Origin of the sequence: Paenibacillus xerothermodurans (assembly GCF_002220865.2) — a bacterium.
In the GTDB taxonomy this organism is placed as follows: domain Bacteria; phylum Bacillota; class Bacilli; order Paenibacillales; family NBRC-103111; genus Paenibacillus_S; species Paenibacillus_S xerothermodurans.
On the sequence record NZ_NHRJ02000003.1, the window covers coordinates 331,415 to 351,872 of the forward strand.

The window sequence follows — 20,458 nt, forward strand, 5'->3', positions numbered from 1 at the left end:
GATAAAGTGGACCACCCCCACTGCAATCAATAAAAGAATTATGCCAACCAGCACCTTGATCGCCGTCTGAATCATTTGCTCACCATCCTTTTTTAACAGTTTACACCATCTGGAAAAAAATGTCCCCGGTCATGCACTGCTGCGGGCAGCATCGCCTTTCAGGCTTTTTTTTGTTGCAGCCAGCGATTATAATCGGTAGTACAGACTAAGACAGTGATGGAGATTGAGGTGCCACAGTTATGGACCCGGTGCAGTTGGATGCCGCAACGAAACATGAGCAAATTTTGAAGTATATTGAAGGCCTGAAGATCGGTTCGAAAATATCCGTCCGCAAAATCGCTGAAAAGCTGGGGGTGAGCGAAGGGACCGCGTACCGCGCGATTAAAGAAGCGGATAACCTGGGGCTGGTCAGCACAAAAGAACGGGTCGGGACCGTCAGGGTGGAAAAAAAGCTCCGCGACAACATAGACAAGCTGACGTTCGCCGAGGTCGTGAATATGGTGGATGGCGAGGTGTTGGGCGGACGCGAAGGATTGCAAAAAACGCTGCATAAATTCGTCATAGGCGCAATGCAGCAGGATGCCATGCTTCGGTACATTGATCCGGGCAGTCTGCTCATCGTGGGGAACCGGAACAAGGCACACACATATGCACTTGAGCAAGGCGCAGGCGTCCTTATCACCGGGGGTTTCGGCACAAGCGAAGAAGTGAAAAAGCTCGCCGACAAGCTTGAGCTTCCGATCATATCAAGCAGCTACGATACGTTCACTGTGGCCTCTATGATCAATCGTGCCATCTATGACCGGTTGATTAAAAAGAAGATTTTGCTGATTCGGGATATCGTGCCCGACGATATGCAGGTGGTGACATTAAAGATACATGACAAGCTGAAGGATTGGCAGCAGTTGCATGAGCGCACAGGTCACAGCAGGTTTCCGGTCGTGGACGAGTGGAACCGGATCGTGGGGATGATCACCGCCAAAGACATGATCGGCGCGGAGCCGGAACAAAGCATCGACAGGCGAATGACGCGGAACCCTTTGACTGCTTCACCCAATACATCCGTGGCGTCGGCGGCTCATATGATGGTGTGGGAAGGCATTGATCTACTGCCTATCATCGATGGCAACCGCAAGCTGTTGGCCGTGATCAGCCGGAAGGACGTGCTCAAGGCGATGCAGCAGATACAGCGCCAGCCCCAGCACGGGGAAACGTTCGAGGATTTGATTTGGTCTGGCTTTGAAGTGCAGCGCGGCAAGGATGGTCAGCCCGTCTTTCGCGGCGTAATTACGCCGCAGATGACCAACCAGCTTGGTACCGTGTCGGAAGGCGTGCTCACGATTTTAATGACTCAAGCGGCCTATCATGTAGTACAGGACGTAAAAAAAGGTGACCTGGTCATGGACAATATGTCCTCGTATTTTGTCAAGCCGGTGCAGATCGACAGCCGGATTGAAATCCGGCCGGCAATTATCGAAATCAGCCGCAAGTTCGGCAAGATCGATGTCGGCATTTACCACGCCAACGTTCTGGTTGCCAAGGCGATGCTGACCGCTCAATTTATTGATCAGGCTTAGTTAGAAGTCAGCGGCAAGTGCCGCGCACGACAACAAAGCTCTCCCACGAAAGCGGGAGAGCTTATAAAACGTGGGCGCCCCCGCATTGGCACGCCGCCTACCGTTGCGAGACATTACCGATGCCCCGCTGCGGTTGTTACATCCGGCTGAATTGGCTGTAGTTGCGCATACCGGCAAACAAATTGAACAAACCAAGAAGCACGCAGATCGTTCCAAATACTCGGCTGGTGTTCGAACTCTCCACAAAGAAAAGTTGCGCCACGGCGATCACAACCAGCATAATCCCCATTGCAATATTCATCTTCGCCGTTAGTAAGCCGCGCTGCTTCGGATCCTCGCTGCGGCGTGAACGAACGCTGTAATATACGGAAAAGCATAGCGGAACGAATATAAGTATGGGCAGCAGTAAGGCTTGCAGCGCAAGCAGCATGGTTAGGCACATCCTTTTTTATACAGCGATGAGTGCTGAGTGTAATATGCGTGTATACTTACGGTCATTAATAATGTAACTATTTTCCGCCGCAAAAGCAACGCAAACAATGCATCGGCTTCCGCTGCGCCAGGGAACGCAGATTCGCTGCGCCTGGTTGTCTTGAACATGTTGTATTAACACGTGCTCCAGGCCCGACGCTGCTTGAAATTTATTCGATCACGGTATACTCCGTACCCATTGTTTTGCTGTGATCCACACTTTCAGCTCAGTCTGCACGAGCAGCATCGTTTTCACGTTCACGATATAATCCTTGTCCAAAATGTCATGGTAGGTCTTGTTGGAGAGCAGACGCTGATAAATGTGGGGCGCTTCCGAGAAGCTGGCGACTTTTTGACCCTTCAGTACGCTCAGCTCGTTGCGAACCTTCTTTTCGAGCTCCTGGGCGGTTACCTTGTCCAACGAATTCAGATCGTCAGGTTCAACGGTTACCTCGATTCTATTGATGATGTTCTGCTGGGTTCTATGTCGTTTGTACAAATCATTATCCTGAATCAATTTTTCGTTTTCCGCTATAAGCTCTGTGTTTTTAACGAGCACGCTGTTCAGGTGATGATGAAAAATTGCGGTGAAGGCCGCGCACCCAATGATGGCTCCGGCGATCAGCAGCCCCAATGATTTGATGAGACCTCTGAACTGTTCAGAAGGAGGTACCTTCACTCACCGCCCCCTCCTTTGCATATCCATTGAATAAGAGATGTGCCCATAGTGGCCCCGATAAAAGCGAATATAATGTATACGATTTGCTTCACCGCCGGAGAAATGTATCCGATCATCAGATTGCTTTCAATCAGTCGGATTGGATCTATGGTGCCACCCACGGCTGCAACTAGCGCCCATATCTTGATTTGCTCGGCAATCAGCAGCATTCTCGTTGTCGGCGGCTCCATCACGAGCACCGAGGCCACCCCGCCAAGCAGTGTGCCGCCAAGGACGACCCCGAACGCAATAAAAAAGTCGAGAATACATTTCGTCAAAAAAGCTGCCACATGATTCCCTCCCCTCGTTTTCCGTGCGAAAATGTCCTGCTTGTCTAATCTATGGTACAAGTGTTCGCATTATGATAAAATAATAGAAATATTGTGCGGCGGAAATCCACGTATTGAAACAAGACCGAAAGGGGGCGGGCCGGGGTGAGCGAGTTTGTTCATTTGCATGTTCATAGCGAGTACAGTCTTCTCGACGGCGCTTCCCGCATCGACGATCTCGTCGGCGAAGCCGCGCGCTTGGGCATGAAGGCGTTGGCGTTGACCGACCATGGCGTCATGTACGGAGCAATACCTTTTTATAAGGCTTGTCAACAGCATGGCATACAGCCGATCATCGGCTGCGAAGTGTACTATACGGCGGGATCGCTGCATGACAGAGCAGCACGGCAGGAGCAGCCCATTTATCACCTGATCCTGCTGGCCAAAAACCCAACAGGATACCAAAACCTGATGCGACTGTGTTCGATCGGTCATCTCGAAGGCTACCACTACAAACCGCGTATTGACTCCGCGCATTTAGCCCGATACTCCGAAGGTCTAATTTGCACGAGCTCCTGTCTGGGCGGTGAGGTGTCACAGCATCTGCTGCATGGGCGCTATGAGGAGGCAAAGCTGGCTGCTTTGCGTTACCAAGCGATTTTTGGCGAAGATTTCTTCCTTGAGATCCAGGATCACGGTCTGATGGAGCAAAAGAAAGTGCTGCAGAGCATGGTTCAACTGAGCGAGGACACGGGCATCCCTCTGATCGCCACCAACGATGTGCATTATGTCCGGCAGCCGGATCACGCGGTGCAGGATATTTTGCTATGTATCGGCACCGGTAAAACAGTGGACGATCCGGACCGTCTGCGCTTTGGCTCCAGTCAGCTATATTTGAAGAGCGGCGAAGAAATGCAGCGGCTTTTCCCTCATCTGCCCCAAGCCATCCAAAATACACGACTCGTGGCGGAGCGCTGCACATTGGAGCTCGAATTCGGCCGCTCCATCCTGCCCCGGTTCGAGCCGATCCCCGCGGATGCGACAGCCGGCACGTATCTTGCTGATTTATGTCATAAGGGCCTGGTCGAGCGCTATGGATCTGACGAATCGTGGCACGATGCCGACGGCAAATTTCGCACGCAGCTGGAACAGAGGCTCGACTATGAGCTATCCGTCATTGAGCGGATGGGCTTTTCGGATTATTTTCTGATTGTTTGGGATTTCATTCGCTTTGCGCATCAGCAGGGGATTGTGACCGGACCTGGACGAGGTTCTTCCGCCGGCAGCTTGGTCGCCTATGTGCTGCGGATCACCGATGTCGATCCGATTCGTTACAATCTGCTTTTCGAGCGGTTTCTAAATCCGGAACGCGTATCCATGCCCGATATTGATATAGATTTCAGTGATGTGCGGCGGGATGAAGTGATCGACTATGTCGTGCACAAATACGGCCGCGACCGCGTGGCCCAAATTATTACGTTTGGCACGATGGCGGCAAAAGGAGCCATCCGGGATGTGGGCCGCGTACTCAATCTGCCGTATAACGAAGTGGACCGGGCGGCCAAGATGATCCCGCATCAGCTCGGCATGAGATTGGCTGATGCCATCGAGGCGAACCCGGAATTGAAGGCTCTTGCAGGGAAGCAGCCGAAGACGGCGGAACTGCTCGGCATCGCGATGAAGGTGGAGGGAATGCCTCGGCATGCCTCTACTCACGCCGCCGGCGTGGTCATATCGCGCGAGCCGCTGACACAATACGTGCCGCTGCAGGAGGGCAACGAGCAGACGGCGCTCACGCAGTATCCGATGGAGCATTTGGAATCGATCGGGCTGTTGAAGATGGATTTTCTGGGACTGCGCACTTTGTCGATCATTGAAAGGACGCTGCAGTGGATTAAGGAACAGACGGGGGCGACTATCGACTTTGAGAAGCTTCCGATGGACGATGCCGCTACTTACGAGCTGCTAAGCCGGGGTGACACTACTGGCGTGTTCCAGCTCGAATCTGCGGGCATGCGCCGTGTGTTGAAGGATCTTCGGCCGTCTGAATTTGAAGATATTATTTCTGTGCTGGCGCTGTACCGTCCGGGACCGATGGAATTTATCCCTCGCTATATCCAATGCAAGCACGGGGAGCTGGAGGTTGAATACCCGCATCCGGCGCTTGAGCCCATACTTCGGGATACTTATGGCATTATCGTGTACCAAGAGCAGATCATGCAGATTGCTTCCAAGATGGCCGGATTTACGCTAGGTGAAGCGGACCTGCTTAGACGTGCGGTCAGCAAAAAGAAGCGTGAGGTACTGGACGAGCAGCGCGCTCATTTTGTAGCGGGCAGCATAGCACAAGGCTTCACCGACAACGAAGCCAACAGGGTGTACGATATGATCGTGCGCTTTGCCGACTACGGTTTTCCCCGCGCACACGCGACCGCCTACGGTGTATTGGCTTTTCAGACGGCATATCTCAAGGCCCATTATCCCGTACAGTTCATGGCCTCCATGCTCACGGCGGTGATGGGCAGTCATACCAAAGTAGCGGAATATGTAGACGAGTGCCGTCGCATGGGCATCGCTGTACTACCACCTGACGTCAACGAGAGCGGAGTCGTGTTTACCCCGGTGACGCACTCCGGAGGCGGCGCTGTTGCAGCCGACACCGGCGAGCAGCAGCCGCCTGCTCTGCCAGGTTCGATTCGCTTCGGCCTCGCAGCGATCAAGAATGTCGGCACACATGCGATCGAGTCGATCATGCAGGTGCGACAGGGTGAAGACGGCCCTTACTCGAGCCTGCTCGATTTTTGTCGGCGCGTTGATTTACGGGTTTGCAACAAGCGTGTGCTGGAATCTCTCATTCAAGCGGGAGCGGTCGATTCACTGCCCGGCCACCGCGCTCAGCAGCTGGCCATGCTGGAGGAGACGATCGAGGCTGCCGTCAAATGGCGCAAGGAGCGGGACGATCTTCAACTGCATCTGTTCGGGTTCGTAGAAGAAGTGAACTGGGAGGTCGAGTACCCCGATATTCGACCGTTCAGCATGACGCAGCAGTTGGAGCTGGAGCGAGAGCTGCTGGGGCTTTATATTTCAGGCAGCCCTCTCGACGATTACGCAGCCGCCCTGCACGAGCTCGACATAGATCCGCTCCACCAATTGCATGAGCTGCCTGACCATAGCGAGGTCATTGTTGCAGGGATGGTGCTGTCCAGCAAAACCATCGTGACCAAAAAAGGTCAGCCTATGGCATTTATGGAATTGGAAGATCGCGTCGCGAATATTGAGGTCGTGTTGTTTCCCGAAGCCTGGAAGCAGTACGCTCCGCTGGTCCAGAAGGGTCATGCCGTCCTGGTTAGAGCGAAGCTTCAGCATGGCGACGAGGATGTGAAGCTCCTGGCCGACCAGCTGGTAGCGCTGAGCGACCCTGAGCTGCGCCGCAAAGCCGCGCGGCGTGCAGCCGCCGGCCGCGGCGGCGTCCGCTATGCGGCTGCTGCCACCGCAGCCGGCTGCCCCGGCGCCGCGCAGAATGGCGCCGCCGCGCCCGCCGGGCAGCCGCAGCGCACCGGCGCCGGCGAGGCCTCGCGCGCCGCACCGCGGCCGGCGGACCCGGCGCAGTCTGCGGCGGACCCCGCCGCAGCAGCCGGGCAGCGCCCGGCCCAGGCTGCCCGGGCGGCAGCGCTGGGCCCGAGCGCGGCTGACGCTGCCGCGCCTGCCGACAGCGCGGGGCGCAGCCGTGCGGCCTCCGGCCAGCGCGCCGCTCCATCGCCCTCAGCACGAGTACAGCGCGTGTACGTCAAAATCGCTGCCGATTATGAACAACCGCACGTATTAGCCGCGCTGAAAGAATTGCTGCTTGGGCATACAGGACCGCTGTCCGTCATTTTATATTACGAAAAAAGCCAAAAAACATTGAGCTTAAGCGACAAATACAAGGTAAAACCATCCCCCCAGCTGTTTAAGGAGATAGAACTGCTGCTCGGCAGAGAATGCGTCAAAGTAAAATAGCAGCATTAATATTATATTTCAGGTCTCCTCCGCATACATTTAGTTACCCGGGCGGCATCGGCTTGCCGAGTGCAGTGCTGTGTTGCCAGCACCTGTTTGTTCACCCAGCGTGAGCCTTCTCGCACAGCCGTTGGCGGCACTCCCGTACTCTCGTAAAGGTAACAGTCTGGAGGAGGCCTTTGTCCCATGTCCGAGCAGCATATTGTAAAGGTTTTGGCGAGCCGGGGCGTTACGGTTGAACAGATCGCGGAGATCGTCTATAAGCTGCAGTCTCCTTATAACGCACAGCTCAAGAAGGAAGCCTGCGTCGACAGCGTCTTGAATGTACTCAAGAAGCGGGAAGTCCAGTACACTCTGTTCACCGGCATCGCGTTGGATGAGCTTGCGGAACAGAAGCTTCTCCCCCAGCCGCTGCAGCAAATCATGGAGCGGGATGAATCTTTGTACGGCGTGGACGAGACGTTGGCGCTCGGCATTGTCCATGTGTACGGTATGATTGGACTGACGAGCTTCGGGTATTTAGATAAGGAGAAAATGGGAATTATACGTGAGCTGAACGATCGCCGCAGCGGTATCCATGTGTTCCTCGACGATCTGGTCGCCGGGCTTGCCGCCGCGGCGTCCGCCCGAATCGCCCATAGGCATCAGGATGAGTTGGACCAACACCAATCCGCGGGTCCAGACCATATTCCATAAAATGACAAAATCGGTCATTTTATTTCCTCCCAAAAGTGATATAATGCAGTAGCAAATGATCGCGTATGCGCCGGGTGGCGCGGCCTTTTCACCGTAACCCTTTCTTGCGGTAAAAAGATAAGATATGCTATCATTAATGCATTATGTTCGGGAGGTCTTTTTTTCATGTGGACCGTTATTTACATTGCTCCAACGGCTAAGATTGCAGAAAGAATCCAGACGAGATTAACGGAAGAAGGATTTTTGGTACAAGTACGGGCCATTAACATGACAAAAAATCAATTCGAAATTTTAGTCCCCGAAGGTGAACTGGACGAAGTTCAAGATGTGTTGAATTCCATTTTGCATCGATCATGAATGGAGCGTACTTGAACATCAACCGCAAGCGAGGTGCAAATGGTGCAATTTAAAGAGTTGTTTCAGAAAAAAAGAAAGTATGCCACACTGCCAGGTGTGGATAGAACGGTGAACCGCGCTGGAGCAGATGGGGAAATCGCAGCGGAGGACAAGCCCAAGAGGGAAATTCCCGAAGGCTTGATGAACAAATGCCCCAAATGTGCCACAATCCAGTTCAGCAAAGAATTAGACAAAAACCTCAAGGTGTGTACCGCCTGCGGTTATCATTTCAAACTAAGTGCGGTCGAGCGCATTCAGATGATCATGGATGAGGGCCGCTTTTTTGAATATGACAGCGAGATGGTATCGGTTGACCCGCTGGAGTTTCCGGATTATAAGAATAAATATCGCAAAGCCGTGGAGACAACGGGAATGAATGATGCCGTGATCACGGGCGAAGGGACCATAGGCGGCTTCCCGGTGGTGGTCGCGGTGATGAGCTTTGATTTCATGGGCGGTTCTCTTGGCTCGGTGGTTGGTGAAAAGGTGACTTCCGCTGTAGAGCACGCGATACAGAAGGGATATCCGCTGATTGTGTTTTCCACGTCGGGAGGCGCTCGAATGCAGGAAAGCATACTCAGCTTAATGCAAATGGCCAAAACAAGCGCAGCGATTGCCCAATTCAACGAAAAGGGCGGCTTGTTTATTTCTGTTATCACGGACCCGACGTTCGGCGGCGTATCCGCCAGCTATGCTATGCTAGGCGATTATATTGTGGCGGAGCCCGGTGCCGCATTCGGTTTCACCGGAAGGCGCGTGATCGAGCAGACGATTCGGCAGAAGCTGCCCGATAATTTCCAAACTGCGGAGTTCAACTTGAAGCATGGGCAGGTCGATATGGTCGTGGCACGGAAAGAAATGAAGAGTACTTTGGTTCGGTTATTGGATCTGCACGTGGTGAAAGGGGAGTTGGCGAATGGCCGGTGAATTGCCCTTTGAACAGCCGCTATTGGAATTAAAGGACAAAATAGAAGAGCTGCGCAAATTCGGCACTGAGAAACAGATGGATTTTTCCGACGAGATTGCGCGTTTGGAGCAGCGCTATGAGCAGCTGGCTGCCGAACTGTACAGCAGTATGTCGACTGCTGAAAAAATGCAGCTCGCGCGCCATGCCCAACGTCCGACTACATTGGACTTCATTCAGCTTATTTTCACAGATTTTATGGAGCTGCATGGAGACCGGCTGTACGGCGACGATTTGGCTGTGGTGGGCGGGCTGGCTCGGCTCAATGGTATCCCGGTCACGGTTGTCGGCCACCAAAAAGGGAAGGATACAAAAGACAACATCGCCCGCCACTTCGGAATGCCGCACCCGGACGGACTTCGCAAAGGTCTGCGCTTGATGAAACAGGCGAACAAATTCAAGCGCCCTATCATCACATTTATCGACACACCCGGCGCTTATCCCGGCAGCGCCGCCGAGGAACGCGGACAAGGTGAGGCTATCGCGCGAAATTTGATGGAGATGGCTGCTTTTGGTGTTCCGATTATTTGTGTGGTTATAGGTGAAGGCGGCAGCGGCGGAGCTCTGGCGTTAGGTGTCGGTAACCGCGTGCTCATGCTGGAAAACGCGATATACTCCGTGAGTACGCCGGAGGCTGCGTCGTCCATTTTATATAAAGATGCTTCACGTGCCGGCGAAGCCGCGGAAGCGATGAAGATCACCGCAGATCATATTTTAAACCTGGGCGTTATTGATGAAATTATTCAAGAACCGCGCGGCGGGGCTCATCGGGATGTCAATGCTTTGGCTGCTGCCATCAAAGAAAGCTTAACAAAGCATTTGCAGGAGCTGTCTGCGTTGGCAGCGAACGAGTTGATCGAGGACCGCTACCAGAAATTCAGAAAAATCGGAAGGTTTACACACATTCAGGAGGGTAATCACAACCATGCGTAAAACGAAAATTGTATGTACTATTGGCCCGGTCAGTGAATCGCTGGAGATGTTCAAAAAGCTGATCAACGCAGGCATGAACGTAGCAAGATTAAACTTCTCTCACGGTGACTTCGAAGAGCATGGCAACCGGATCAAAAACGTGCGCCAAGCCGCTCAGGAGCTGAACAAGACTGTCGCAATTCTGCTCGACACCAAGGGGCCCGAGATTCGGACAGGCAAGCTGCAGAACGACGAGAAAGTTGAACTTGTGCAAGACAGTTTTATTACCTTGACAACAGAGGAAATCATCGGTAACGCAGAACGTGTCTACATAACATACAAGGATCTGCCGAACGACGTCGAGATCGGTTCGACAATTTTGATCGACGACGGCTTGATCGGACTGCAGGTTGTCGATAAAAGCAACACGGAAATCAAGTGCCGCATCGTCAACGGCGGTCTGCTGGGCGGCAAAAAAGGGGTAAACGTACCGGGCGTGAAGATCAAGCTGCCGGGTATTACGGAAAAGGACGCTAACGATATCATTTTCGGAATCGAGCAGGGAGTGGATTTCATCGCTGCTTCATTTGTGCGCAAAGCTAGCGACGTTATTGAAATTCGCGAAATTTTAGAGCGTCATAACGCGCAGCACATTCAGATCATTTCCAAAATTGAAAACCAGGAAGGCGTCGACAATTTGGACGAAATTCTCGAAGTTTCCGACGGGCTGATGGTGGCGCGCGGGGACTTGGGTGTAGAAATTCCTGCCGAAGAAGTGCCGATCGTACAAAAAGATATGATCAAAAAATGCAATCAGGCGGGCAAGCCGGTTATCACAGCAACCCAGATGCTGGACTCGATGCAGCGCAACCCGCGTCCAACACGTGCTGAAGCAAGTGACGTCGCGAATGCAATTTTTGACGGCACCGACGCGGTTATGCTCTCCGGTGAAACGGCTGCCGGTAAGTACCCTTTCGAATCGGTCCAAACGATGGCACGTATCGCTGAGCGCGCGGAAGCTTCTCTGGAGCATCGTGAACTTTTCAGACGCCAAAGCCATGTGCAGCGCACAACTGTGACCGAGGCTATCAGCCAAGCGGTGGCGAATTCGGCGATGGAGTTGGAGGCGAAGGCGATTCTCACAGCCACTGAGAGCGGCTATACGGCTCGTATGGTGTCGAAGTACCGTCCGAAAGCGCCAATTATTGCTGTCACCCCAAACGAAAAAGTATTGCGCCGTTTGTCACTAGTGTGGGGCGTGGTTCCAGTGCGGGGCGAGGATTGCAAAACGACGGATGAGCTGTTCGAGCGCGCGGTAGACAACAGCCTGCAAGCAGGCTTGGTCAGCTTGGGCGACACGGTGGTCATCACCGCCGGTGTACCGGTTGGCCGCTCGGGAACAACGAATTTGATTAAGGTACATCAAATCGGCCATATGATCGCCAAAGGTCAAGGTATCGGTACGCAAATCGCTACGGGCACAGTTGTTGTTGCGCGCACCGCGGAAGAAGCTAATGCCAAAGCGGTGCCTGGGTGCATTCTAGTCACTATGACAACGGACAAAGATTACATCCCAGCCATAGAAAAAGCTGCCGGTATTATTACAGAAACTGGAGGCATTACGTCTCACGCGGCGGTAGTCGGCATTAGCTTAAGCAAGCCTGTCATCGTAGGCGTGGAAAAAGCTTTGGATCTGATCAAAGACGGTGCTGAGGTATCTATTTATCCGGAAGTCGGCGTGATTTATTCCGGTCGTGCCCGCGTCCTGTAATATCACCGGCGTGCCGATGGCATTATGGCGTGATTGATGTAAATTTTCAATCCCGTCTTGTAGCCGCGACAGCATGCCGGTATGAAGAGTGAAGTCGACGTTTTTACATCGGTTTCACTCTTTTTGTATTTTCGCGGCACATTTCGATCAACATGAATAGGAGGAATGGCTGATGTCTGCGGAGAGTTGGTTTGAGCACCCACAGCGCGTGCGTTACGCGGAGACCGATCAGATGGGTGTGGTCTACCACGCCAATTATTTGACCTGGTTCGAAATAGGCCGCACGGAGTTGATTCGGAGTCTTGGCATGCCGTACGATAAGATCGAAGCGAACGGTTTACTGCTGCCTGTGGTGGACGTGCATGTGCAGTTCAAGCTTCCTGCGAAATATGACGATGTCATCACCATTCGAACCAGAATTGAGGAGTGTACCCACGTACGGGTGCAATTCGCGTCGGAAATCAGGCGCGCGAATGAGCTGTTGGTCAGCGGTAGCACCAAACACGTGTGGGTCAACCGGGAGTGGAAGCCCACCCGCATTGACAGGGCGGCTCCTGAGCTATATAGCCTGCTGCAAGGCTTTACTCAGACTTAATATTTACACAGAATTTACAATTACCATATTCTCTGTTTACATTGACTAACTACCATGAAAGGCATGAGACTGAAAAATTTGGCGACCGGTGTTTGCCAGTGTGCGTCCAATTGCCAAACCCTATGGAGGTTGCAGAGATACTATGAAAGAGATGACGCTCAAGGAAAGGGATGCCTCATCCATCTATTTAAATCGGGATTTAAGCTGGCTCGAATTCAACTGGCGTGTCTTGGAAGAAGCCCAGGATACGCACTCTCCTCTGCTGGAGAGAGGCAAGTTTCTCGCGATCGTATCATCCAATCTCGACGAGTTCATGAGTGTCAGAGTGGCTGGTATCAAAGATCAGATTAAAGCCGGGTACGCGAAAAAAGACTTCACCGGGTACACACCGGCCGGTCTATTCAAGCGCATCATGAAGCGGTGTGCGAAGATGGTGACCGAACAGTATAAAACATATCGGGACATCACGAGGCTGCTTGCCAGAGAAGGAATCGTGTTCACGGACTATGAGAATCTGAATCCAAGCCAACGCAGGGCGATGGATGCGTATTACCATGACATCATTTTTCCGGTGCTCACGCCGATGGCGGTCGATCAGAGCCGTCCCTTCCCTCTCGTTCACTCCCAGGCCTTGTATTTGGCGGTGCTGCTGATGAAAGAAGGGGACGATCCCGATGAGGAGCCGTATTTTGCTATAGTTCAGGTGCCCTCCAATTTATCCCGCTTTATCGAGGTGCCAGCCCGTGTCAACAGCAAAAAGCATGAATTTGTCATGCTGGAGGATATGATTGAGCAAAATATTCATACGCTTTTTTCCGGTTATATTCCGATTTCGGTAGATGGGTTCAGGCTGACTCGTAATGCCGATCTTACCCTGGATGAGGAAGGCGCCGAGGACCTGCTGGAGGAAATTGAAAAGGAGCTGCGCCGCCGGCGGTGGGGTGCACCCGTTCGGCTGGAGGCGGAGAAGGGGATACATCCGTATGCGTTGGACCGTCTGCGGGAAGAATTCGAGATCACTGACAACATATTTGAGATCGATGGGCCGCTCGACTTGACTTATTTCATGAAGCTGCCCGGCTCCTTGCACGGTCATGAGCACCTGCGTTACCGGCCGGTCGAATCCATCTATCCGCCCGAGCTTCTCGAGACAGAAGATATGTTTGACAAGCTCAAGCGGCAGGATGTTCTGGTCTATCACCCTTATGAATCGTTCGACGCTGTGACGGACTTCATCTGCCAAGCGGCTTATGATGCTCAGGTGCTGGCCATTAAAATGACGCTTTACCGCGTAAGCGGCAATTCTCCATTGATTGAAGCGTTGGCACATGCTGCAGAATCGGGCAAACAGGTCACTGTCGTAGTGGAGCTCAAAGCGCGGTTTGACGAGGAGCGCAATATTGCCTGGGCGAGAAGGCTGGAGCAGTCGGGCTGTCATGTAGTTTATGGCCTCGTCGGATTGAAGACCCATGCGAAGATTACGCTAGTTGTTCGGCAAGAACAGGACGGTTTGCGCCGTTACGTGCACGTCGGCACCGGCAACTATAATGACAACACTGCCAAGTTGTACACCGATCTCGGGCTGTTGACCTCCCATATGATCATCGGCGAGGACGCTTCCGCGCTCTTTAACGAAGTGACCGGCTACTCCGCCCCCCACAACTGGAAGGCATTCGGCGTGGCGCCTACGGACCTGATGGATAAGCTGACAGAGAAAATGCGGCGCGAGATTTCCCACGCGGCGCAGGGTCGGCCGGCGAGAATTGTAGCTAAGCTAAATTCGTTGTCCAATCAGCAGATCATTGATGAGCTCTACATCGCGTCTAAAGCGGGAGTGAAAATTGATCTGATCATTCGGGGCGTGTGTTGTCTGCGGCCGGGTGTGCCCGGGCTGAGCGAGAACATTACGGTGCGAAGTGTGGTCGACCGCTTTTTGGAGCATTCGCGCATTATTTATTTTCAAAATGCTGAACAGCCGGAGGTCTACATCTCTAGCGCGGATTGGATGACCAGGAATTTGACCAGAAGAATTGAGATCATTTGCCCTGTGTTTGACAAGCAGCTGCAGCAAACGCTGATAAGGATTCTGGAGCTTAGCTTGAACGATAATGTGAAGGCTCGGCAGCTGCTGCCGAACGGCACGTACGCGCGTGTAATGAACGCTGCACCGCCGTTGCGCAGTCAGTTTGAGGCTATGAAAATTGATACCTGGAAGGGGCAGCCGCACGATCACGAGCTGTGAATGTGCAGCTGCAGCCCCCATATTTTGTTGAACTCCTTTTGTAACGATTCCAGCTCTGCAAGTTCGGGGCTGAGGTCGTTTTTTGTTTGAATCCGGATGTCCAGATGTGTCGGTTGAGCTGATGCAGTCACACCGGTCACAGTTTGGGTTTCGGAAATATCTAAAGCCGTAGCCAACTGAAGGAGCACGCCCAGCTTTGTTATAAGGGCAACATCTGAGTCATGAAGTATATCCTTATGCTGCGCATAAACAGACTGTGCCCGGTTTTTAGACTTGAACGATGCGATAGCTGCGCATAGCAATGTCTCTCTATGAGACAGGCCGTCGACGCGGGAATGTGCGATCATATAGTAGGAGTGCTTGGAGAATTGATAATAATTCACCGCAACGCCGATACGATACAGGCGCGCGGCGGCGCACAGGCATTGGCGCATGCGGTCGTCGTAGCCGTGCACGGCGCGAAGCGCGTCAAACAAAGCCAACGCGTGCCGGGCCACCGATTCCAGGTGTGCCGCAGGAGCGGTCGAGTGCAGCCCTAGCAGATTGTTCACGCTGCGCTCCAGCAGGGTGGTGGCCTCGGGCCGGTTTGCTAAATACGATTCATGGAACAGGCCGTCCCGTAAACCAGCACCGCTAACTACATAATGGCTGCAGCCCGTGACATGAAACAGGGTGTCCAGGATTACCATGCCCGGTACGATAATATCGCAGCGGTCTTTAGCCAGGCCGTCCACTTTTTTTCTCTTCGCCAAAGGCAGAGCAGCAAGCCACCTGATGAGCTCGTCCATCCGGCTTGGCGAGATAACGTAATTGTGTGTGATCGGCAGTGAATACTCCCATTTTTTTTGCCCGATCTTGCCGAGCGTACGGATTGTACCGCCCATCCCGATCAACGGCAGTCCCTGGTGCTGTTTCATCCAAGGCTGGCCGTCCACAGCCTGCAGTACCATTTCGCGGATGCTCTGCAGCTGCTCCGGCGTAAAGTCGCCGCTCGAAGAGTAGCGGCGGGCCGTGTTGACCGCACCAAAAGGAAATGATACGCTTTTCAGCCGCTCACGTCCGCGGAATACCGTGACTTCAGTGCTGCCCCCTCCAATGTCAATGAGAATCCCATCCTGCACATCCAATGAATTAAGCATACCGAGGAAACCGACTTTTGCCTCATCCTCGCCCGACAAAACTTCAACTCTGATGCCGGTATGCTGCTGCAGCGATTCGATGATATGGCGGGTATTGGCGGCGTTGCGGATAGCTGCTGTCGCCGCTGCCCGGATTTCGGTCACCCCATTGTCTTCGCACATTCGTTTGAACTGGTTGAGAATGCCGATAATAACCTGAATGTCGACGGCATGCAGAATATTATCCGGCCCAATCCTTTGGCTTAAACGTGCGGACTGCTTAAATTCTCGGATGACTCTATATGCATCAAGTGGATTGATTTCGTAAATGACCAGACGTATTGAGTTAGAACCAATATCAATGATGCCGATTCTGCGGTAGTTTGGCATAGAAGTCCCCCGTTATGTTCATGAAAGTTATGAGCAAGCTTATTTTACCATCGTTTAGGATATGTGCAAAATCTCGAGGTGCGTAGTGAGGCGATAACAAACAATCTTTATTGTGCTGATAATGAACTTTTATGTCTCAATTTGTTCACATTATTTCTTAAATCATTTATAGTAGAAAGGTAAGTCGTTAGGCATTATCGGCCAGCAATCCGCCTACCCGTAGAGCCGACGGCTTCTGACTGAATGCGTTCACATTTTTTATATTCATATCTAACTTGTTGATCTTTCAACAGCAATAACGCTATGCCGCTGCTATCAGTACATAAGGAAATACGGATTGTTTCGACGGAACGCGTCGTATGTGTACAGCGGCTTTACACGAATTGAACGTAAAGGAGAGATTGTCATGACTGCTACCAAAGGCTTGGAAGGCATTGTTGCTACAACATCCTCGATCAGCTCCATTATTGACGGCGTACTGACTTATCGCGGTTTCGATATCGATGATTTGGCTGAAAACGCATCCTTCGAAGAGGTTGCGTATTTGCTGTGGTGCGGCAAGCTGCCGAATCGTGCGGAACTGGCCCAGCTCGTTCAGGATCTGAACAAATATGCAGCGGTGCCGGATTCGGTAATCGAACAGATCAAGACTTATCCGAAAGACACCAATTCTATGGCTGCTCTTCGCACAGCCATTTCAAGCCTGGCGTTGTACGATCCGGAAGCGAACGATATGACACCGGAAGCCAATCTGCGCAAGGCGATTAAGCTGCAGGCGCAAATTCCGACGATTATCGCTGCTTTCGCCCGAATTCGCCAAGGCAAGGAGCCGATCGCACCGAAGCAATGCGAGTCGATTGCAGAGAATTTCCTGTATATGCTGCTCGGCACAGACCCTGAACCGGTAGCTATTCAAGCTTTGGATAAAGCCTTGGTGTTACATGCGGACCACGAGCTGAATGCGTCCACTTTCACGGCGCGTGTAACCGTGGCGACGCTGTCTGACATTTACTCCGGCGTTACTTCCGCTATCGGGGCGTTAAAGGGGCCTCTGCATGGAGGCGCCAACGAAGCGGTAATGGCGATGTTGGAAGATATTGGAAGTTTGGAAAATACAGTGCCTTATATTAACGGCAAACTTGCCAACAAAGAGAAAATTATGGGCTTTGGTCATCGCGTATACAAGAACGGCGATCCGCGCGCGAAGCATTTACAAAAAATGTCATACGAGCTCAGCAAAATCACCGGCAATCTGAATTGGTACAACATGTCCATCAAGATTGAAGAAATCGTTACCGGACAAAAAGGCCTTAAGCCTAACGTGGACTTTTATTCCGCTTCCGTTTATACTTCATTGGAGATTCCGCGCGACTTGTTCACGCCTATTTTTGCGATCAGCCGTACATCAGGCTGGACCGCGCACATTCTTGAACAGTACGAGAACAACCGCCTGATTCGTCCTCGCGCAGAGTACACAGGCGTTTCCGGTCAAAAATATATTCCGATTGACGGCCGTTAATCGAGTTATTCGAGTTAACAGCCTCGCCGCCGACGGGTTGTTACAGCCATTCATGCTGCGTTTCATGAGGAAGCGGACAAGCGCTGTGACTCCCGTTTCAATTTGTTCAATCCTACACTATTTCCAAGGAGGCAATTGAATCATGGTTCAATTCGAAAATTATACAGCTCCCACAGAGGGCGAAAAAATCTCGATCGTAAACGGTGAGTTGAACGTTCCAAATAACCCAATCATTCCTTACATCGAGGGAGACGGCACAGGTCGTGACATCTGGGCTGCGTCGAAGCGAGTATTGGATGCGGCGGTTGAAAAAGCGTATAACGGAGAGAAGAAAATCGCTTGGTATGAAGTGTTCGCCGGCGAGAAAGCCTTTAACAAATACAATAACTGGCTGCCTAACGATACGCTTACAGCTATCCGCGAATATTTCGTAGCCATTAAAGGGCCTTTGACTACTCCGGTTGGCGGCGGTATCCGTTCCTTGAACGTTGCTCTTCGTCAGGAGCTTGACTTGTATGTATGCTCCCGTCCGGTCCGTTATTTCAACGGCGTGCCGTCTCCGGTAAAGCGCCCGGATCTCGTAGACATGGTCATCTTCCGTGAAAACACTGAAGACATCTACGCAGGTATCGAGTGGGAATCGGGTTCCGCTGAGGTGAAAAAAGTACTGGAGTTCTTGCAAAACGAGATGGGGGTTAAGAAAATCCGTTTCCCTGAAACATCCGGCATCGGCGTGAAGCCTGTATCTTCGGAAGGCACTGAGCGTCTGGTGCGCGCTGCGATCGAATATGCAATCCAGCACAAGCGCAAATCTGTTACCTTGGTACATAAAGGTAATATCATGAAGTTCACTGAGGGTGCTTTCAAAAACTGGGGCTATGAGCTGGCTGAAAGAGAATTTGGCGATAAAACTTTCACTTGGGCACAGTACGACAGAATCAAGGCTGAGCAGGGCACGGACGCTGCCAACAAAGCGCAAAAGGATGCGGAAGCCGCCGGTAAAATCATTGTCAAGGATGCTATCGCGGATATCGCTCTACAGCAGGTATTGACTCGTCCAACGGACTTCGACGTAATTGCTACACTCAATCTGAACGGCGATTACTTGTCTGATGCGTTGGCCGCACAGGTTGGCGGTATCGGTATCGCTCCTGGCGCGAACATCAACTATGTGACCGGTCATGCAATCTTCGAAGCAACTCACGGTACAGCTCCTAAATATGCCGATCTGGACGTAGTGAACCCTGGTTCGGTCATTCTGTCCGGTGTTATGATGCTGGAGCACCTTGGCTGGCAGGAAGCTGCTAACCTGATTTATAAAGGTATGGAGACAGCGATCAATAACAAAACCGTTACGTACGATTTCGCACGCTTGATGGAAGGTGCGACAGAGGTAAAATGCTCCGAGTTCGCCAACCAAGTCATCAAACACATGGCGTAACAGACGTTTAGTTTCGTAGCGTCTGTGAACTTACTTCAATTAAAACATCTTGGAGGCATCTTTTATGGCTATCACTCGCAAGAAGATCACTGTCGTCGGTGCCGGCTTTACCGGTGCGACAACAGCATTTTTGGCAGCGCAAAAGGAATTGGGTGATGTGGTTCTGCTGGATATTCCCCAGCTGGAAAACCCGACCAAAGGCAAAGCATTGGATATGCTGGAAGCTTCCCCGGTCCAAGGCTTTGACAGCAACATCGTCGGCACATCCAACTACGAGGATGCAGCTGACTCCGACATCGTCATCATCACAGCGGGCATCGCTCGCAAGCCCGGTATGAGTCGTGATGACCTGGTTAACACCAACGCAGGCATCGTTAGGTCCGTCTGTGAAAATGTTAAAAAGACAAGCCCGAATTCAATCGTCATCATCTTAAGTAATCCTGTTGACGCTATGACTTACGTAGCTTTTGAAACATTGGGCTTTCCGAAAAATCGTGTGATTGGCCAATCCGGCGTATTGGATACCGCCCGTTACTGCACATTCATCGCACAAGAACTGAACGTATCCGTAGAAGATGTGCGCGGCTTTGTGCTGGGCGGGCACGGTGACGACATGGTGCCGTTGGTTCGTTACTCCAATGTAGGCGGCATTCCAATCGAGAAGTTAATTCCTTCTGACCGCATCGAGGCGATCGTGCGACGTACCCGCACAGGTGGCGGTGAGATCGTTAACCTGCTGGGCAACGGCAGCGCATATTACGCACCTGCAGCGTCTCTGGTCCAAATGACTGAAGCTATCATCAAGGACAAAAAACGTATCATCCCTGCGATCGCACTGCTGCAAGGCGAGTATGGTTACGATAACCTGTTTATGGGTGTGCCTACTCTGTTGGGCGGCGATGGAATTGAGAAGATTTTTGAGTTGGAACTGCTGCCTGAAGAAAAAGCAGCGTTGGATAAATCCGCTGAGTCTGTTCGCAATGTTATCAAAATCGTAACTGGTTAATCCGCACCATAATACTGTCGAACCTCGCCGAGAGGAGAGGCAGCGCGAACCAGCCTGGTTCATAGCTAACCCGTGGCAAGAGAATCACTTGTTTCTCAAGTGGCCTCCTGCTTATGCTCACAGTTGAAGCTATAACCGGGCTGGTTTTTTGTTGCCTTTTCACGTAAAAACAGAGCCTCGATCATCTATTTAATGAGCTCGCGCGTGAGCTGCTGATCGGGATCACGGCCGTTATCGCTGTCTGCTCGCTTGGTTTAACATTCGGTACTGCATGGATTGTGGCATTGGCCATTCCCTATCTCAATTACCTGCGGAGCCATTTTTACCGCTGTACTTTCTCGTATCACTCCACTGGGAATGCGAACACGTAGGTG

16 protein-coding genes are annotated in these 20,458 nt (G+C 52.1%); 12 read left to right on the forward strand and 4 right to left on the reverse strand.

The genetic code is table 11. The features are described from left to right. The first annotated feature begins 239 nt into the window (after nt 1–239). Nucleotides 240–1,577, forward strand: a complete 1,338-nt coding sequence (locus tag CBW46_RS08950; RefSeq protein WP_089199659.1) for a DRTGG domain-containing protein — start codon at nt 240–242, stop codon at nt 1,575–1,577. Between the two features lie 136 nt (nt 1,578–1,713). Here the strand turns inward: CBW46_RS08950 and CBW46_RS08955 are convergent, their stop codons facing one another. The 3 genes from CBW46_RS08955 to CBW46_RS08965 form a co-directional block, all read right to left on the reverse strand. Next, complete coding sequence (locus CBW46_RS08955; RefSeq protein WP_089199660.1) at nt 1,714–2,007, reverse strand: YtpI family protein; 294 nt, start codon at nt 2,005–2,007, stop codon at nt 1,714–1,716. Between the two features lie 219 nt (nt 2,008–2,226). After that, nucleotides 2,227–2,727, reverse strand: a complete 501-nt coding sequence (locus CBW46_RS08960; RefSeq protein WP_089199661.1) for a sporulation membrane protein YtrI — start codon at nt 2,725–2,727, stop codon at nt 2,227–2,229. Further along, entirely contained in the window at nt 2,724–3,056 is a 333-nt protein-coding gene (locus CBW46_RS08965) for a YtrH family sporulation protein (protein WP_089199662.1), read from the reverse strand. Before CBW46_RS08965 ends, CBW46_RS08960 begins: the two co-directional genes overlap by 4 nt. Before the next feature lie 144 nt (nt 3,057–3,200). On the opposite strand from CBW46_RS08965, the gene CBW46_RS08970 reads away from it, so the two are divergent. The 8 genes from CBW46_RS08970 (at nt 3,201) to ppk1 (ending at nt 14,610) form a co-directional block, all read left to right on the forward strand. After that, entirely contained in the window at nt 3,201–7,034 is a 3,834-nt protein-coding gene (locus tag CBW46_RS08970; protein WP_089199663.1) for a DNA polymerase III subunit alpha, read from the forward strand. Between the two features lie 186 nt (nt 7,035–7,220). Continuing rightward, complete coding sequence (locus CBW46_RS08975; protein ID WP_089199664.1) at nt 7,221–7,730, forward strand: phosphatidylglycerophosphatase A family protein; 510 nt, start codon at nt 7,221–7,223, stop codon at nt 7,728–7,730. Between the two features lie 165 nt (nt 7,731–7,895). After that, nucleotides 7,896–8,087, forward strand: a complete 192-nt coding sequence (locus CBW46_RS08980; protein WP_089199665.1) for a glutamate decarboxylase — start codon at nt 7,896–7,898, stop codon at nt 8,085–8,087. Between the two features lie 39 nt (nt 8,088–8,126). Next, on the forward strand, nt 8,127–9,053 hold the full coding sequence (gene accD / locus CBW46_RS08985) for an acetyl-CoA carboxylase, carboxyltransferase subunit beta (RefSeq protein ID WP_165842246.1): 927 nt from the start codon (nt 8,127–8,129) through the stop codon (nt 9,051–9,053). Further along, nucleotides 9,043–10,023, forward strand: a complete 981-nt coding sequence (locus CBW46_RS08990) for an acetyl-CoA carboxylase carboxyltransferase subunit alpha (protein ID WP_089199666.1) — start codon at nt 9,043–9,045, stop codon at nt 10,021–10,023. The genes accD and CBW46_RS08990 overlap by 11 nt, the downstream gene beginning before the upstream one ends. Beyond that, complete coding sequence (gene pyk, locus CBW46_RS08995; protein ID WP_089199667.1) at nt 10,016–11,773, forward strand: pyruvate kinase; 1,758 nt, start codon at nt 10,016–10,018, stop codon at nt 11,771–11,773. Before CBW46_RS08990 ends, pyk begins: the two co-directional genes overlap by 8 nt. A 172-nt stretch (nt 11,774–11,945) precedes the next feature. Further along, nucleotides 11,946–12,368: an acyl-CoA thioesterase gene (locus CBW46_RS09000; RefSeq protein WP_089199668.1), complete on the forward strand. Its 423-nt coding sequence runs from the start codon at nt 11,946–11,948 to the stop codon at nt 12,366–12,368. 142 nt (nt 12,369–12,510) lie between these two features. After that, nucleotides 12,511–14,610, forward strand: coding sequence for a polyphosphate kinase 1 (gene ppk1 / locus CBW46_RS09005; protein ID WP_089199669.1), 2,100 nt, complete (start codon nt 12,511–12,513; stop codon nt 14,608–14,610). On the opposite strand, the gene CBW46_RS09010 is transcribed toward ppk1, so the two are convergent. Continuing rightward, nucleotides 14,598–16,118, reverse strand: a complete 1,521-nt coding sequence (locus CBW46_RS09010) for a Ppx/GppA phosphatase family protein (RefSeq protein WP_089199670.1) — start codon at nt 16,116–16,118, stop codon at nt 14,598–14,600. The two genes, ppk1 and CBW46_RS09010, sit on opposite strands and share 13 nt — an antisense overlap. Nucleotides 16,119–16,524: 406 nt before the next feature. Here CBW46_RS09010 and citZ point away from each other — a divergent pair, with 406 nt between their 5' ends. The 3 genes from citZ (at nt 16,525) to mdh (ending at nt 20,084) form a co-directional block, all read left to right on the forward strand. Then, nucleotides 16,525–17,637, forward strand: a complete 1,113-nt coding sequence (gene citZ, locus CBW46_RS09015; protein WP_089199671.1) for a citrate synthase — start codon at nt 16,525–16,527, stop codon at nt 17,635–17,637. A gap of 142 nt (nt 17,638–17,779) precedes the next feature. Continuing rightward, nucleotides 17,780–19,078 carry an NADP-dependent isocitrate dehydrogenase gene (icd, locus tag CBW46_RS09020; RefSeq protein ID WP_089199672.1) on the forward strand — a complete coding sequence of 433 codons (1,299 nt, stop codon included), beginning with the start codon at nt 17,780–17,782 and terminating at the stop codon, nt 19,076–19,078. Between the two features lie 64 nt (nt 19,079–19,142). Next, nucleotides 19,143–20,084 carry a malate dehydrogenase gene (gene mdh / locus CBW46_RS09025; RefSeq protein WP_089199673.1) on the forward strand — a complete coding sequence of 314 codons (942 nt, stop codon included), beginning with the start codon at nt 19,143–19,145 and terminating at the stop codon, nt 20,082–20,084. Nucleotides 20,085–20,458: the final 374 nt, after the last annotated feature.